The organism is Dictyobacter sp. Z7_2 (assembly GCF_057551105.1).
On record NZ_BAAJPE010000001.1, the window covers coordinates 1,310,558 to 1,325,528 of the forward strand.

Sequence of the window (14,971 nt, forward strand, 5' to 3'; positions counted from 1 at the left end):
GCGTTCCTGTTTCTACAATCAAAATATTCATAGATTTCATATCATAGTGAATAATCCCTGTCAAGTTCCATTGGAAATGTCATCCTTTTGGTTTACCTAAAATGTCAGTCAGGTGGAGTAAATTGTCGAGGGATTTTCACGCTGTCGCTGCACATAACGCTCATGATGTTTGGTCCAGCGATCCAGCGGCCAGTGAGGCCAGTCAACAGCCTGTCCATCGAGAGCTTCCGCCAGAAAGTCAAGATGGATGTGCCAGCCAGCCAGCGAGAGCAGTATGTAACGGTTGGGAGCAGGAAATGTACTACTGAAAGTCAGCAGGCAGCCAGAAGCTTCCTCGCTCAACTCCCAACGAAGAGTTCCATGAATGTCGCCTACGTATTCCAGCAGCCGAGGTGGATCAATTTGTGTGATAAGCGCATTCATAGTGGCGCCATTCCCATCGGCGTCAGTATTGAGCCAGTGTAACCGCACGCGTCCCCCCATACGGAGATCGATCTCGGCTTCGGCCAGCCAGGTGACGAGCTGCTCTGGCTCGGTGAGCGCCGCCCAGACGCGTTCGATGGGATGAGCAAGATGGCGCTCGAAACGCAGAACATAAGAGTCAGCATGTTTTTCGACAGTGCCATCGGCGGAACTATCATCGGTTGGTTGTGCTTGGTACGGTGTGGACATCAAAGCTACTCCTTCTCTTCGTCCTTTTCGCTCTTTTCGTTCAAGTGACGCTCCAGGGCATCCAGGCGCTCTCCCCAGAGCTGGCGATAAGGCTCCAGCCAGCTGTCGATCTCGACAAGCGGCTCGGAACGCAGTTCATACCAGTGCCGCTGCGCATCCTGACGCACTTTAACCAGCCCCACCTCGCGCAACACACGTAGATGCTTCGAGATACCTGGCTGGCTCATGTCAAGTAATACGACCAGTTCGCCAACCAGACGGGGACGCTCGCGTAGCAAATCCAGGATACGCCGACGCAGCGGCTCGGCTAAGGCATCAAAGGTTGTCATCATAATAATGAATATACCATATAAGTTATATAACCGTCAAGGCATATAACTATTAAATCCCCAACGCGTCGTCTGGCTAAAGCTTCAGCAGGCAAATGAAAATGTGTGGTGTCATGGCAGATATTCTTCTACTGCCAGCGAAGATATGCTACTACCTGGATTGAAAATACAAGTCAGTTGCTACCGATTTTTAATAAATTGAGAGGATAGGTGTCAATATATCAGTAGAAACATATAAAGGAGGGATTTTACATGAGGAGCTCTTTACTCTGGCTATTGGCTTCAATGATAGCACTACCAGTATTACTTGTGTTCAGTGTATATTTTCAAACTCTAGCCTTTGTGTTAATAGTTGTCGACATCTTTGGTTTTCTTACAGCACTCTCCTTTTATGTTACCGAATCGGCCCATGCCTACAGATATACACCCCATACAAGTGTCAGTTCGCCGTCACTGGCGATGCCCCGTGGGGAGAATTTGCCTGCGATACCACGCTCGGTGCCAGAAATCCTGGCGACGCAAGATCCAACAGAGTTTGAACTTTTTACGGCGGCCGTCATTATGGGGCTTGGTCTGGGGCATCGCTTTTTACGGCGCTGTGGAGGTACAAACGATCAAGGTACAGATGTTCTTTTGCTCAACGAACGGAATCAGAGAGTTGTCGTGCAATGTAAACGGTATACCAACAATCCAGTTGGATCCGAAGAAGTTCGCGACTTCTGGTCCTCTATACGCATCTACAATGCCGCTTACGGCTATTTTGTCACCACATCGACGTTCTCTCGCGAGGCTGAACGTGTGCTTGCACATGCGAATTGGCAAATTCGTCCCATCGATGGAAATCGCCTTGGGACCTATGTGCGGTTGCGCTATCGTGAGATTGCACTGGCCTGGGTTGAGGTACAGGCCAACAAAGAGAATGATGTCCTCTTCATACCTGATCGATTAAGCAAGTCACAATGAGCGCAACAGGTTGGTGAGCACGGTGGCAAACGATCTAAAGGGTAAATGAATATAGGAAGCCACGATGGCGTGATTGGCAAAGCCTTCTTCAGTGTATCCTTGCTCGTCCTGGACCTCATAGATGCTGTGCTCGGTAAGCAAGGGCTCCTGGATATAGGACCAGTGGAATTCGTGTCCACGCAAGCGCAGATTGGCTGGTCCTAACAACGTTTTGCGTCGCGTCACAACCTCGCGATATCCAAGCTGCGCACGCTGCTTGCCCATGCGGAATTCATAGGGCACGACTCCCAGTAGCGGATGCGATCTTCCTTCCTGATCAATACACGCCTGGCCTAAATACATATAGCCGCCACACTCTCCATAGATGCGTGTACCATTAGCAATCATCGAGCGCAAGCCAGTCAGCATCCCTGCGTTGGCGGATAGCTGGGCCGCGAATAGCTCTGGGAATCCTCCTCCCAGATAGCAAACGTCGATATCCTTGGGAGGAGCATCGTCTTCTAAAGGACTAAAAGGGATAACTTCAATCCCTCGCGCAGTGAAGTGCTCCAGGACTTCGGGATAATAAAAGGAAAATGCGCGGTCTAAAGCCAGTCCAAGCCGATATGGACGATCCTTGCGCACGAGAGGATGAAGCGGTTCCACTATCTCTTCTGCCATGACGTTTATAGGCGCTCGCTGGCTGGCGATCTGGTGGGCCATGGTCAAAAGCAGATCTATCTGGATCGTGCGCTCAATGGCACTGCCTAGCTGCTTAAGATCAAGTTGATGCTCAGAGTTGGGTACCAGTCCAAGATGTCTTTCAGGCAAGGATGGCATCTCGCCTCGACGGATTACTCCGACTACTGGCACATTGGTCCATGCGGCGATCGCGTGGCGTAGCGTGTTTTCGTGGCTCTCGCTGGCGACCTGATTCAAGATTACGCCTGCAAGGCGCACACGAGGGTCGAGCGTTTGGTAACCATGGATCACTGCCGCCACACTTTGCCCCATCCGAGAAGCATCAACGACCAGAAAAACAGGCACATCCAGCAGACGAGCCATCTCGGCGGTACTGGACTCGTCGCGGGTCTGCTTACGACCATCGAAGAGACCCATTACTCCCTCAACGATCGCCACATCAGCAGCGTGCATAGCGGACGCGAAGCAGCGCAGAACATCCTCCGACCCATTCAGCCAGGTGTCCAGATTATAAGATGGGCGTCCGGTGGCATGACGATGATGCGTCGGATCGATATAATCGGGACCGACCTTAAATCCCTGGACACGCAATCCTCGCGCCACCAGAGCATACATCAGGCCGGTAGCGACGGTTGTCTTGCCAACACCACTGGACACTCCTGCAATCATAATACATAGTTGATCTGTTCTCATGATGCTCTCGCTGCTCACTTTCGCCATTACTCGGCACGCGGCAAAACAACGATCGAGAGATCACTGAACTCCTGCGTCGTCGCCGCCAGTTCTCCGACCGTCGTATGCAGGGCAGACTCTCCCGCCAGGGTCAGTTTTTGATAAACGATCACTGGACGCTGCTCCGCGACACCTCCATGCAGGAACATAGCTCCCATAGCGGCAGGCATAAACGACCAGGGCAGCGGCAAAACGATCAGATTGCGCTTATTCTCAAGCGCCGCAGAGACAATCTCTACCTGAGAAGCCTCAATGCCACCGCGAGCATGCAGGGTAAAAAATAAGGTTTCCTCCATCGCCAGACCCGCACGCGCACTGGCAACCTGGACAGAGCTGATACCCGGGATGCGCTCACCCTTTCCACAATGCCTCTCAACACGCGTGATCAATTCTTGCGCCGAAAAATTGAGATCTCCATAACAACACACCACACAACGCTTGCCGGCTGCATACGCTTTGCCCACTTCAGCCAGTTGCTCTTCCTGATTGCGATAGGTGAGCACGACACGTTCACCCTTGATATGTTGATCGACGACAGCCAGCACGGTCGCAAAGCCAGCGACCACATCGGCCTCCGCGATCTCGCGGGCGACACGCGCCGTGACATACTCCGGATCTCCTGGGCCAACGCCAACCAATATAACGGGACGCGCTCTCTCTTGCAATGTCATTTTATACATACCTTTTCATTTATCGTAAATCTTCCAATGCATTCCGCACGGTACGCTCGATCGATGTTCCTTCGAGCTCGGATAGCTCGATGTATGTTCCATTGAGTTCTTCGGACATGGTCTGAGCCAATCCGGTACGCACTACTCCCTCTTCGGTGCCGATCACCAATGCGCTAATGCCAGCGTCACGCAACAGGTGCGCGACTTCGATCGCATCCTGGACGGGACTGTGCTCTGGCGAAGCGCGACGGTCGGGATCGTGGACATTCGCTCGGCCGTCGGTTACCAGCACGAGCATCGGTTGTAAGCCAGGATCTCGGCGTTGAGAGATCTGGAAGGTACGCAACGCCAGGCGCAGACCCGATGCCAGCGGAGTCCGTCCGCCGGTCGGGAGATGCGTCAGGAGCTGTGCAGCCAGACTGGTGCTGTTGGTGGGCGGCAGCAAGAGTGTCGCTTGCGGGCCTCGAAATTGCACGAAGCCGATCCGATCGCGTTCCTGATAGGCTCGCTGGAGGAGCACCAGGACGGCACTTTTTGCGCTCGCCATCCGCTGGCGGGCGGACATCGATCCGCTGGCGTCGACGACAAAGAGGATGAGGGCACTCTTCTTTTGCTGTCGCACAACTTCAAAGATATCCCAACGCTCCAGCCAGAGACGCTTCTCCTTGCCCAGTGACGATCCTGCCCGAACCGCTCTCTGCTTGCGCTGCCTCTGATAAGGGGCGGCGGCATGGATCGTGGCAGAGAGCGCCAGCGCCTGTGTATGAAGCGATCCTCGTCGTGTCCCGACGCGACAGCCTCTGAGTTGCAGTGTCTGCGAGGCTCGCCGCATGGCACGTGAGGCAAGCGGCATCCACTGTTTCGAGGAGGTTTTCTGCCTCGGCACTCGTACGGATTGCTGCGGATCAAGCGTCGCAAGAGCAGTCGGGCGGCCTGGAGGGATCATCTCTTCTTTTTCCTGAGGCTGGCCGCCTGCGCTTTGCGGCGGCGGTGAGTTATGCAGTCTCTCTGTCTCGGAGCCGTCGTTATTATCTGGTAGTTCATCAGTTGGGCCAGCCGTCGATGGCCGCTCTGAGGATGTCTGAGCCGGTTCATTTTGAGGCGGCACTACCTGCGGAGGCTGATACTCGTGCATGACTTGTTCCAACTCTTGTCGATCCAGTCCGGGCTGCTCAAATGGTTGCCGCCTGCGCCGATGCGGGAGCACAAGCATCGCCACACGCCTGACATCATCTTCGGTGACGATCAGGCGCTGCTCCAGAGCCGCCAGGGCCGCCGCCGCCTTGTAGATGGTTATGTCCGCACGCAGTCCATCGATGTCGAGCGACGCGCAGATATGTGTAATCAATCCCAGTATGGCTTCCGAGATTGTCACGTCGGTGAGGAGCTGACGCGCTTGCACGATCTGGACGCGCAGCGCGGCGCCGGCCTCACTCCATTGCGCAGCAAAACGAGCGGGATCAGCTTCAAAAGCGATGTTGCGACGCACAATCTCGGCTCGCAAGGCTGGATCTTTCATCCCCTGTATCTCTACCGACAAACCAAAACGATCCAGTAGCTGCGGACGCAGGTCTCCTTCCTCCGGATTCATGGTTCCGATCAGGATAAAATCGGCCGGATGCGCAAATGAGATGCCTTCACGCTCGATCACGTTGACACGCGATGCTGCCACGTCGAGGAGCGCATCGACCAGATGGTCGGGCAGCAGGTTGACTTCGTCGATGTAGAGGATGCCTCGATGCGCCGCCGCTAACAGGCCGGGCTCAAAATGACGCTCACCATCCTTGATGGCACGCTCTAGATCAAGCGTCCCCAGTAAGCGATCTTCGGTCGCTCCCAGCGGCAACTCGACCAGGCGGACAGGACGCCGCTGGATCGTATGGGTATCTCGTGCAGCGCAGGCATCACACATCTGCTCGGGCTGCTCCGGATCACAGGCAAAAGGACAGCCCTCGACAACGGCGATATCCGGCAGCAGATGTTGTAGCGCACGTACCGCCGTCGATTTAGCTGTCCCTTTCTCTCCACGGATAAGGACTCCCGAAATATGCGGCGAGACCGCGTTAAGCAGTAGCGCCAGCCGCATTTCATCCTGACCGACCAGAGCACTAAATGGGTAGATCGCACGCAGCCCATGCTTCTGCGACGCAAATGATGCCATGATTTGTTCCTCTCGCTCCTGGATTACTCTCTCTGACAACTATTCAACTTCTGGAAAGAAGCGCGTAATCTCTTCCACATGCGCAGTGTGACAAAAGGCCAGGACGGTATCGAACCAGCCAGTGTCCAGACTCAGCGCAGTCACGCCCCGAGGCAATAACAGACGCTCGATGATCGTGCAAAATGCTCCCATCCAGCGATTCTGATTGAGATATTGCCAGTCACAACGCTCCTGCTGCTCGCCTAACTGTATGCGTAGATAGCGTGGCGTAGCAGCTTCATCGGTCTCTGCCTCGACCACAATCTGTAGCTCAATCCCAAAGCGCTCGCACAACGCCTGACGACTCCAGGCGATGAACTCCTGCACATTTTGCTGCTGCCAATCCCAGCGGAGCGCGGCCGTAGCCGCTTGTCCGGGCAGGGCAGTCAGTAGATACGGAGGCGGCAGATTGCTCCAGGCTTTGCGCTTCTGATACCAATCCTGCAAGGCGGACTCAATCTCTTGAGAGGTCATGATGCCAGCGTTGATCACGCTCTGCCGCAGCTCGTCCAATGGATCAGCGGGCTGATGGTGATGATGTTCGTGTCCGGCTCCATGATCATGGCTGTGACTGTGCTCGTCGTGCGTGTGGTGATGCTCATGATCGTGCGTATGCTCGTCATGAGAGGTATCCATGCCGCGCAGTCCGTGCGACTGATCCGACATCTGGGGCATGCCGACCCGCGATTGACGTCCAAAGAGCGCCACACGATATTGGCAGAGGTCGCAGTTCATTGGGGCCTTGCCGATCTGGGTCTGCTGGATCATACGTTGCGCTAATACTTCCAGGCGCGGATCAAGTCCAAGGTGAGGCGCAACTCGAAAGTTGATCTCTGGATGGGCCGCTGCAAATGTCTCGACCACGCTGGAGATGCGATCCACCAGGATGCCTGGATAAAGATAATATGGCACGACCAAAACGTGGCGGGCGTTATATTTCAAACAGCGCTCGATGCCTTCTTCGACTGTGGGATGCGTCACGCCTGAAAATCCAACCTCGACCGTGCTGAAGTTTCTCCCCTCCCACAAAAAGCGCGCCACACGATAGACGTCCGCGTTCGCCTGTGGATCACTACTGCCACGCTGGATCAAGAGTACGGCGGTATCTGGAGATCCCATGCCACGGTTTGGATCAATGGCTGCAAGCCGATCTCCAAGCACATCCAGGATCTCTGACTGGAGCTCAATTGGAGTCCCATAGCGTATCGTTACCTCTGGATGACGCTGTCTGGCCCAGTCCAACGCCACTGGCATATCATTCTTGGCGTGGCCAGCACTGAGCAGCAGCCAGGGCAGCGCAATAATGGTTCTGGCTCCGCCTGCGACAGCGTCATCGATCGCCCGGGCCAGCGGAGGATCGGCCAGTTCCAGAAAGCCCGGATAGACGGGACAGCCCAGACGGGAGGAGAGGCGTTGCGCGAAGGCAAGAAATTCTTCAGCTCCCTTCTTATCACGGGAACCATGTCCCATCAGGACAATGGCCTCATCCTCAGGTATCTTCAATAACGGCGCTACGCTGGTGATGTGTATCTGATCTCTCAATGCGTCCTCCTTTTTATCACACCGTAGCGTTGCACGCTCGCGTGCGATGTCCCACTCGACGTACGATCAGGCAGGTCAGCGTAGTGCGCCGAAATCCTGCCGTCTCGTACGAGTCACTGGGACATCGCACGCGAGCGTGCGACGCTACGGTGTCCTCGCTGCGCTCGACACTTATGCAATGGTAAAAATGAATTACACTCCATAACCACGCGGGGTGATCATGAGATTATGGCGCAGGCTGGTCTGCGAGTTGCCGATGATGACGGTGGTAAACATGTCGACCTCGTATGTGAGCGCGTGCTCTAGCGTTGTTCTGATCACGGTCTGCTCTGGTCGATAGGCGTTGCGTACAAATCCGACCGGCGTCTGGGGCGAGCGCTGCTCTCCGATGAGTTGAAAGGCGGCTGGCAGTTGCCAGTTCCTTTTGCGGCTGGTTGGATTGTAGATCACGATGACGAAGTCCGCCGCCGCTGCTGCGGCGAGGCGTCGAGTGATGGTCTCCCAGGGCGTGAGCAGGTCGCTCAGGCTGATCACTGCGAAATCGTGCATTAACGGCGCTCCCAGCAAGGCGGCGGCAGCGTTGAGTGCAGAGATCCCAGGGATGATCCTGATGTCTGGTTCAATGCGCACAGCATCAGAAGTTGTAGCCATCTGCTCGATGCTCTGCGTAAATATGTCAAGGACCAGGCCCGCCATGGCATAGATACCCGCATCTCCACTGGAGATCATGCAGACGGTAGCACCTTGCCAGGCCAGATCGACCGCTTGCCTGGCCCGTTCAACTTCCTGCGATAACTCCGAGGTGTGGATCTCCTGTCCATTTAAGAGATCTTGAATCTGCTCGATGTAGTAGCGATATCCAATCACGATGTCGCTGGTCTGGAGCGCCTGGAGCGCCATCGGTGCCAGCAGCTCATGATCTCCTGGTCCCAGACCAACAATGATTAGCGTGCCTGCCCGGGCATCAGTCTTCATTTTTCTCACGATCCTTCCCTGAGTGATCCGCTACGCCACTGCGACGAGCGATGGCAATAGTCATTCCCACTCCCTTCTGCTTACACACCAGCAGTTCTCCATCGGCAGAGGAGAGCAATGCCGAGGCTTCGCTGACACTCGCGGTTCCAATCAGATGCCGGACACGCTCCGATGGCGATGGAATGTCTTTTACGGCGCTTAGTTCCTCAACTGTATGTGTCTCTAGCGTCCAACCGTAACGCTGAATTAGCTCCAGGATTGCTGGCTCGTCCCCCTTGATATCGGCGGTAGCCAGCGTGGCCACGCTCTCGATGGACAATCTATGTTCCACTAAGGCCGTCCGCACAAACGCTGCAAGCTCGGCAAAAGCGACTCCCCGCCGACATCCTATGCCTAGCACCAGTGTCGCAGGGCGATAGAGGACGGTAGGTATGTCCGAGAGATCCAGATCTTCGGTCAGACGATCGGTGATGAGCACCTGAGCGGCGAAAGCTCCTTGACTACGATGAGCCTGTCGGTCTTCGCTATAGAAAAGATGAGCTTTTCGCCCTGCATATTGCATCCACCAATCTCGAGCTCCCGCCTCCTGGAGGATCGCAACCGGCTCGTCATTGACGATCGCGGCGGCCACGCGGGTCAGATCAGACACCGGATCAAGCCTCCAGTGCTGCTCAATTCCCAATAGATCTATCGCCAGCGTGGCGTGAACATCTGAAGCCGTGGTAACCACCGGGATAGCGTCCAAAATGCGAGCCGCAGAGTATGTCAGTGCGTTGGCTCCTCCAGCATGTCCTGACAGAAGACTGATCACAAATGTAGCGGCATCGTCAATCACCACGACGCCGGGATCATGATGCTTGTCCCGCAAGAACGGCGCAATCAAACGCACCACCGCCCCTAAAGCCAGACAGAAAATCAGCTGCTCGCTGGTATCCCAACCACGATGCAGCGCTTCGGCTACATTCTTGACTATATGCAAATCAGCAGTGCTATCCTGCTCGGCAAGCCGCTGTGCAACCCGCTCGCATACATAAATATCCATTGACATGGGCAGCACCATACGCAGGCGCAAGGCAATATCCAGGCCCGCATGCGTGATGACAATACAGCCGATCTTTCCCGCTCCTGGCACTGACATTTCCTCAACCTCTCATGCTGGCGGCGCTTTTTGAGCATCCGAGACACCACCCCGGAAGAGGTGCTTGTAATCGGGAGAGTAGAGATGCGAGCGATGCATAATCTCGGCATCCTGTACGTCTGCAGAAGAGGCTAATGCTCGCCCGACGATGATCAATGCCTGACGCGAGATACGCGCTTGTTTGACTGCCTGGACCAGGGTCGCCAGGGGCGCACGAATAATCTGCTGCTCCGGCCAGGTCGCACGATAGACCACCATTGCGGGCGTATCTTCCGTATAGCCACCCGCCAGCAGGTCCTCGACTACCTGGCGCACACGCGTGATACTCATAAAGATAGCCAGTGTGGTTCCATGACTGGCAAAGGCTCGGAGCGTCTCCTTTTCCGGCATCTCGACTCGTCCCTCGCGGCGCGTAAGAATCAGCGATTGCGCCACATCGGGAACGGTCAACTCTACTCCCGCGACGGCGGCGGCGGCAAAGACTGATGAGACTCCCGGCACGATGATATAACTCACACCGGCTTGATCCAGGATACGTCGTTGCTCGTGCATGGCGCCATAGATGCCTGGATCTCCACTCTGCAAACGCACCACAAATTGGTTTTGTGCGGCAGCGTTGAGCATCAGCTCCATCATCGCTTCCAGCGTCAGCGTGGAGCTGCCGTGGATCTGCGCTCCCGCTTTGGCGTACTGACAAACTTCAGGATTGACTAACGAGTCAGCGTAGATAATACAATCTGCGCGACCGATGAGCCTCATCGCTTTGATGGTCAGTAAGTCTGGATCTCCTGGGCCAGCTCCGATAAAGGCGACCTGCGCGGAGGCTTCATCTGTGATAAATGGCATGCGTCTTCCTCACAATCAACAGCGAGAAGTAGTCCAGGGTCTGACCACGTAGGCGCTGAATGTCAAAAATAACCTCTTCCTGATCTGTACTACAGCGACGCACAAAGACCGCGTGCTGCACTAACTCCAGCTCTTCCAGCAGATCAAGCAGAGGATCAAAAACTTTGTTTATCTTGAGCAGTACGACAGTGTCAAAGAGTTGAAAAATACTGCGCAAAGGATTCTCTACAGCGAAGCTGCTCTGCTCCAATACGTGAAAGGCGGGCAGGACCGCCAGACGCTCATCCCAGGCCGCCAGAGGTAGTCGCGCCGAGGCGGCAGCCGCAGTGATCGATGTGATGCCCGGTATCACTTCAATCGGGATCTCCTGCTCACTTTGCCTGATAGCTTCAAGTACGTAGCCAAAGGTGCTGTAGAGCAATGGATCACCCTCGGTGACAAAGGCCACATCGCGACCGGCCTGCAAATAGCCGAGTAAGGTTGTAACCGCTGCGTTACGCGCTGGCACTGCCTGCTCCCAGACGTTTTGCATCGGAAATTTTACCGAGATAATCTCCTGCCGGTCAGGATCTATACAGGCATCAATGATCGTCCCTGCATAGCTACGACGTCCTATACTGGCAGGCAGGCAGATAACCTGAGCTTGCTTCAAGATACGCTCCGCTCGCAGCGTCAACAGATCAGGGGCACCTGGACCAACACCGATCCCGTACAACGTTCCATGACGCTGCTGCGGCACTGCATCTGACATCATAACGATGCCTCTTCTCCCGATATCAAAGGTCGTCGAGCCATGATCACAAAGACAGGATTGAGTGCGGCAAAACGCGTCAGGTCCAGCAATTCTTTGGAGCGGGCAATGCTCACCAGCGTGCAAGCAGTGATCCATTGTGCTTGCTGCAAAATACGCATGGCTTCGGTCAGATGCTCCAGGCTGGCCAGATTGATCACGATACGTCCATCTGGTCGTAAGCGCGTCATGGTGTGATGCAGGATCTGAACCAGCTCGCCTCCACTGCCTCCAATGAAGACCGCATCAGGATCAGGCAGCAGCGACAAAGCATCGGGAGCACGCTGTGCCACGATCGTGACGTTGTATGCTGCGAAGCGCTGGCAGTTCTGCTCAAGCGCCTGAAGAGACCGACTATCATCCTCGATAGCAAAGACCTGACCCTCGCGGGCGAGACGAGCCGCTTCAATCGCTACCGATCCCGTGCCGCTACCAACGTCCCAGAGCACGCTGTCATAATGCAGCCCGAGTTGGGAGAGCGAGATGGCTCTCACCTCGCTTTTCGTGATCACCTGACGCCCTTCACGACAAGGAACAAACTCCTCATCGGGTATACCCAGAACCAGACCGGCTGGCTCAGACGATGCATGTAGTTCCTTCAATTGATATCTCTTTCACCCGCATAACCGAGAAAACTGCCATCAAAATCGCACATCAGGACATCCACCTCGGCTTTATGCTGGATATATGCTGCTGACACCTGACGCGCACGCTCGCAGATGGTGGGAAAGACACTCAGCAGGTGATGTTCCATCATCAGCTCCTGAAAATGACGGGCCGTATTGGCGTGCAGGACCTGATCAACAACGGTGGCGTCTCCTCCACAGGACTGCGCGACGGCGGCCAGGCTACGCAGATTGACTTCGGCTCCGGCGACGTGCGTTTGCATGCGTCCATCGCCGATCTTCGAAAGCTTGCCGATCATGCCCACCAGCGTAATCTCCTCCACACCTTTGCTCACGCAATCCTTCAAGCCGTGTCCCGTAAACTCGCCCATCTGGATGTACGCCTCTTCGGCCAGGCTGATATAGCGACGCGCAAACTTCTCGCTCCGACTCCCGGTCGTGAGCACGATATGCCGGGCATGTCCGCAAGCTACAGCGACGTCGACCGCCTTACTGATACTGGCCTTATAAGCGGCCGTCGAGTACGGTTTGACGATCCCGGTTGTCCCCAGAATAGAAATCCCGCCAATCACACCCAGACGCGCATTCAGCGTCTTACGAGAACGCTCCAGTCCATCAGGGACCGCGATAAGGATGTGTACTCCTCGTGTCTCGCCGTGCTCACTGAGAAGCTCACGAGCCACGCCTTCGATCATCAAGCGTGGGACGGCATTGATCGCGGCCGTCCCCACGTCCAGACCTAAGCCGGGCTTTGTAACACGTCCAACGCCCACTCCGCCATCGATCTCAATCCCCGGCCGCTCGCTCCAGCGGACGGTCGCACAGATCTGCGCTCCATGCGTCACATCGGGATCATCGCCAGCATCTTTGATCACGCTGGCCGAGCTGCTGCCATCAGCGTGATATTCCTGATGATGCACCTCAAAGGTCGCCTGCTCCCCAATCGGCAAAGAGATCGTCACATGCTCAGGTCTCGGCTCGCCAAGCAGGCATAAGAGAGCGATGCGGGTAGCCGCAGTCGCACAGCTCCCGGTCGTATATCCAGTGCGCATACCGCGCTTACGCCCACGTAGCGCCATCATGCTCTGGCCTGATGCATCTGGTTCTCTGCTCATGACGATACCTCTATCCACGTGAAATCATCAATCGCCGACCGAGACGTGAGCCTCTGCCTGCTTCCTGACAAGTGCCAGTAAGGCGTTGATGGTGGCCGCCGCCGCCGGACTGCCTCCGCGTGTCCCGTCGATCGTGATCGCTGGATACGATCGTTGCCAGAGCGCTTCTTTTGCTTCTCTGGTCGCAATAAATCCCACGGGCATGCCAATAATCAAAGCAGGAGGTTCACAACGACCCTCGTCCAGCGCGTCGAGCAGGGCCAGCAGGGCAGTCGGAGCGTTGCCAATCACGATGATGTTCCCGCCCAGAAGCGGTAGCGCCGCCAGCACAGCCGCCGCCGAGCGCGTCATCTGCTGTGTCGCTGCCTGCTTGTCCAGTCCTGGCTGATCGAGCAGGCTCTCGATAGCACATTGATGGAAGTGCACCAGCGCTTTGTTGATGCCTGCCGCAACCATCGAGACATCGGTAAAAATTCTGGCATGAGCGGCGATAGCAGCCATCCCTTGAGCAATCGCATCCGTTTTGAAAAGCACGTGCTCGGATAGCTGCACATCGCCGGTCGCATGAACGATGCGCGTGACGATTGCTCGTTCGGCAGGAGACCAGCTATCTTTGGGAAGCAGAGCATCGACGGTAGCAAAGCTACGCCGATAAATCTCGTCGGGCAGCAGAGCATATTGTTGCATCAGGCTCATTGCGCCGAGCTTTCTGTCGTCAATAGATGTGAGAACATTGGATGCATACAAAACCATTTCTAGCTGGTGCTATGGTCTTGTCGAGTTAAAGGGGCAGAAACCGAAGACAGATTGTCGCAATAGGGTAAAGTGCACATGCATATTTTCGGCGCTTGTTCCTCTGACGCGAAGGACCATAAGCAATATCGACCAGGCAGGTCTCCTGACTTCCAGCGACAAAGATTGTTTTCTCTGGCCTTCCCATCCCTGACAGACAGTGGCATGCGATTAATGCAATGAGAAACAATAACACTGGTTACAGTAGCGCGACTGCGTTGGATTTTCACCAACTTCCCTATTCTGCTCTTCGATAAGAGCCACCTGGCAATCATATGATCTATAAGATCATTTCCTCAGTCAAGTATAACCAGCAGGTTTTTTTTTGTCAACTCAAGAAAAGTAGTAAATATTGACTAGTCAGAAACTAAATTCTTGTGTTTATGGATAAGCTCTTATATAGTCATGAAAAATAAAGATCAAGCAATCAGCATAGTCTGATCTCCATCCTGATAGATGTGAGGGATAAAAGCGGATAGACAAGATTTCGCAGCATTGCTATAAAATAGATCAGATCTGTTTATGACAAGTAACTAGCAGAATACCACGACAGACAACTAAAGAAAGCATAGAGATACAATGGACAGAAGACTTCCTATTCCTCCCGTCGACAAAGGCAAAGGCCGCGCTGACCCAAATAATGGAAACTCAACAGATATAACAGCAAGAGAATCTTCTCGTGAACGTCCTCAACGTTACATGTATGATGCGTTGCAAGAAAGACTCGATCAGTTGGAGATGTCACAAAGAACAACTGCCTCTAGAGAAGATGCTACGGCGTTGCCATCTGCCAATCACACAACAGAGCAATCCCAAACATTCCCCAATGCTGCAACACACGTGGAGCATACAGCACCCCATGTCCCAACACAAATTACTTCAAGCGAAACCACACGACC

Annotated in this window: 14 protein-coding genes and 1 riboswitch; of the genes, 1 reads left to right on the plus strand and 13 read right to left on the minus strand. The window is 54.8% G+C overall.

Going from position 1 to position 14,971, the window contains the following annotated elements:
• Positions 1–108: 108 nt before the first annotated feature.
• Positions 109–672: an SRPBCC family protein gene (locus tag AC27N8_RS05015; protein WP_487064577.1), complete on the minus strand. Its 564-nt coding sequence runs from the start codon at positions 670–672 to the stop codon at positions 109–111.
• A 5-nt stretch (positions 673–677) separates the two neighbouring features.
• On the minus strand, positions 678–1,004 hold the full coding sequence (locus tag AC27N8_RS05020; RefSeq protein ID WP_487064579.1) for an ArsR/SmtB family transcription factor: 327 nt from the start codon (positions 1,002–1,004) through the stop codon (positions 678–680).
• A 249-nt stretch (positions 1,005–1,253) separates the two neighbouring features.
• Here AC27N8_RS05020 and AC27N8_RS05025 point away from each other — a divergent pair, with 249 nt between their 5' ends.
• Positions 1,254–1,964 carry a restriction endonuclease gene (locus AC27N8_RS05025; RefSeq protein ID WP_487064581.1) on the plus strand — a complete coding sequence of 237 codons (711 nt, stop codon included), beginning with the start codon at positions 1,254–1,256 and terminating at the stop codon, positions 1,962–1,964.
• On the opposite strand, the gene AC27N8_RS05030 is transcribed toward AC27N8_RS05025, so the two are convergent.
• The 11 genes from AC27N8_RS05030 to AC27N8_RS05080 form a co-directional block, all read right to left on the minus strand.
• Positions 1,956–3,338 carry a cobyrinic acid a,c-diamide synthase CobB gene (locus tag AC27N8_RS05030; RefSeq protein ID WP_487064583.1) on the minus strand — a complete coding sequence of 461 codons (1,383 nt, stop codon included), beginning with the start codon at positions 3,336–3,338 and terminating at the stop codon, positions 1,956–1,958. The two genes, AC27N8_RS05025 and AC27N8_RS05030, sit on opposite strands and share 9 nt — an antisense overlap.
• A gap of 26 nt (positions 3,339–3,364) precedes the next feature.
• Positions 3,365–4,048, minus strand: a complete 684-nt coding sequence (gene cbiE / locus AC27N8_RS05035; protein ID WP_487064585.1) for a precorrin-6y C5,15-methyltransferase (decarboxylating) subunit CbiE — start codon at positions 4,046–4,048, stop codon at positions 3,365–3,367.
• 19 nt (positions 4,049–4,067) lie between these two features.
• The gene (locus AC27N8_RS05040) at positions 4,068–6,209 is read right to left on the minus strand and encodes a magnesium chelatase subunit D family protein (protein WP_487064587.1); all 2,142 of its coding nucleotides are present in this window, start codon (positions 6,207–6,209) and stop codon (positions 4,068–4,070) included.
• Between the two features lie 39 nt (positions 6,210–6,248).
• On the minus strand, positions 6,249–7,790 hold the full coding sequence (locus AC27N8_RS05045; protein WP_487064589.1) for a sirohydrochlorin chelatase: 1,542 nt from the start codon (positions 7,788–7,790) through the stop codon (positions 6,249–6,251).
• Between the two features lie 192 nt (positions 7,791–7,982).
• Positions 7,983–8,765, minus strand: coding sequence for a precorrin-3B C(17)-methyltransferase (gene cobJ / locus AC27N8_RS05050; protein WP_487064591.1), 783 nt, complete (start codon positions 8,763–8,765; stop codon positions 7,983–7,985).
• Positions 8,755–9,903 (minus strand): cobalt-precorrin 5A hydrolase, encoded by a 1,149-nt coding sequence (locus AC27N8_RS05055; RefSeq protein WP_487064593.1) that lies wholly within the window; start codon positions 9,901–9,903, stop codon positions 8,755–8,757. Before AC27N8_RS05055 ends, cobJ begins: the two co-directional genes overlap by 11 nt.
• A 12-nt stretch (positions 9,904–9,915) precedes the next feature.
• Positions 9,916–10,749: a precorrin-4 C(11)-methyltransferase gene (gene cobM / locus AC27N8_RS05060; RefSeq protein WP_487064595.1), complete on the minus strand. Its 834-nt coding sequence runs from the start codon at positions 10,747–10,749 to the stop codon at positions 9,916–9,918.
• Complete coding sequence (gene cobI / locus AC27N8_RS05065) at positions 10,730–11,503, minus strand: precorrin-2 C(20)-methyltransferase (RefSeq protein ID WP_487064597.1); 774 nt, start codon at positions 11,501–11,503, stop codon at positions 10,730–10,732. Before cobI ends, cobM begins: the two co-directional genes overlap by 20 nt.
• Positions 11,500–12,141 carry a precorrin-6Y C5,15-methyltransferase (decarboxylating) subunit CbiT gene (gene cbiT / locus AC27N8_RS05070; RefSeq protein ID WP_487064599.1) on the minus strand — a complete coding sequence of 214 codons (642 nt, stop codon included), beginning with the start codon at positions 12,139–12,141 and terminating at the stop codon, positions 11,500–11,502. The genes cobI and cbiT overlap by 4 nt, the downstream gene beginning before the upstream one ends.
• Entirely contained in the window at positions 12,138–13,280 is a 1,143-nt protein-coding gene (locus AC27N8_RS05075) for a cobalt-precorrin-5B (C(1))-methyltransferase (RefSeq protein ID WP_487064601.1), read from the minus strand. The genes cbiT and AC27N8_RS05075 overlap by 4 nt, the downstream gene beginning before the upstream one ends.
• A 27-nt stretch (positions 13,281–13,307) precedes the next feature.
• Entirely contained in the window at positions 13,308–13,967 is a 660-nt protein-coding gene (locus AC27N8_RS05080) for a precorrin-8X methylmutase (RefSeq protein WP_487064603.1), read from the minus strand.
• A 184-nt stretch (positions 13,968–14,151) separates the two neighbouring features.
• A riboswitch (cobalamin riboswitch) is annotated at positions 14,152–14,355 on the minus strand.
• Positions 14,356–14,971: the final 616 nt, after the last annotated feature.

Coding starts and splice junctions, on each gene's coding strand:
- AC27N8_RS05075 (WP_487064601.1), bottom strand. CDS start 13,280: ATGAGCAGAGAACCAGATGCATCAGGCCAGAGCATGATGGCGCTACGT.
- AC27N8_RS05015 (WP_487064577.1), bottom strand. CDS start 672: ATGTCCACACCGTACCAAGCACAACCAACCGATGATAGTTCCGCCGAT.
- AC27N8_RS05080 (WP_487064603.1), bottom strand. CDS start 13,967: ATGCAACAATATGCTCTGCTGCCCGACGAGATTTATCGGCGTAGCTTT.
- AC27N8_RS05020 (WP_487064579.1), bottom strand. CDS start 1,004: ATGATGACAACCTTTGATGCCTTAGCCGAGCCGCTGCGTCGGCGTATC.
- cobI (WP_487064597.1), bottom strand. CDS start 11,503: ATGATGTCAGATGCAGTGCCGCAGCAGCGTCATGGAACGTTGTACGGG.
- cobJ (WP_487064591.1), bottom strand. CDS start 8,765: ATGAAGACTGATGCCCGGGCAGGCACGCTAATCATTGTTGGTCTGGGA.
- AC27N8_RS05030 (WP_487064583.1), bottom strand. CDS start 3,338: ATGAGAACAGATCAACTATGTATTATGATTGCAGGAGTGTCCAGTGGT.
- cbiE (WP_487064585.1), bottom strand. CDS start 4,048: ATGACATTGCAAGAGAGAGCGCGTCCCGTTATATTGGTTGGCGTTGGC.
- AC27N8_RS05025 (WP_487064581.1), top strand. CDS start 1,254: ATGAGGAGCTCTTTACTCTGGCTATTGGCTTCAATGATAGCACTACCA.
- AC27N8_RS05040 (WP_487064587.1), bottom strand. CDS start 6,209: ATGGCATCATTTGCGTCGCAGAAGCATGGGCTGCGTGCGATCTACCCA.
- AC27N8_RS05055 (WP_487064593.1), bottom strand. CDS start 9,903: ATGTCAGTGCCAGGAGCGGGAAAGATCGGCTGTATTGTCATCACGCAT.
- cobM (WP_487064595.1), bottom strand. CDS start 10,749: ATGCCATTTATCACAGATGAAGCCTCCGCGCAGGTCGCCTTTATCGGA.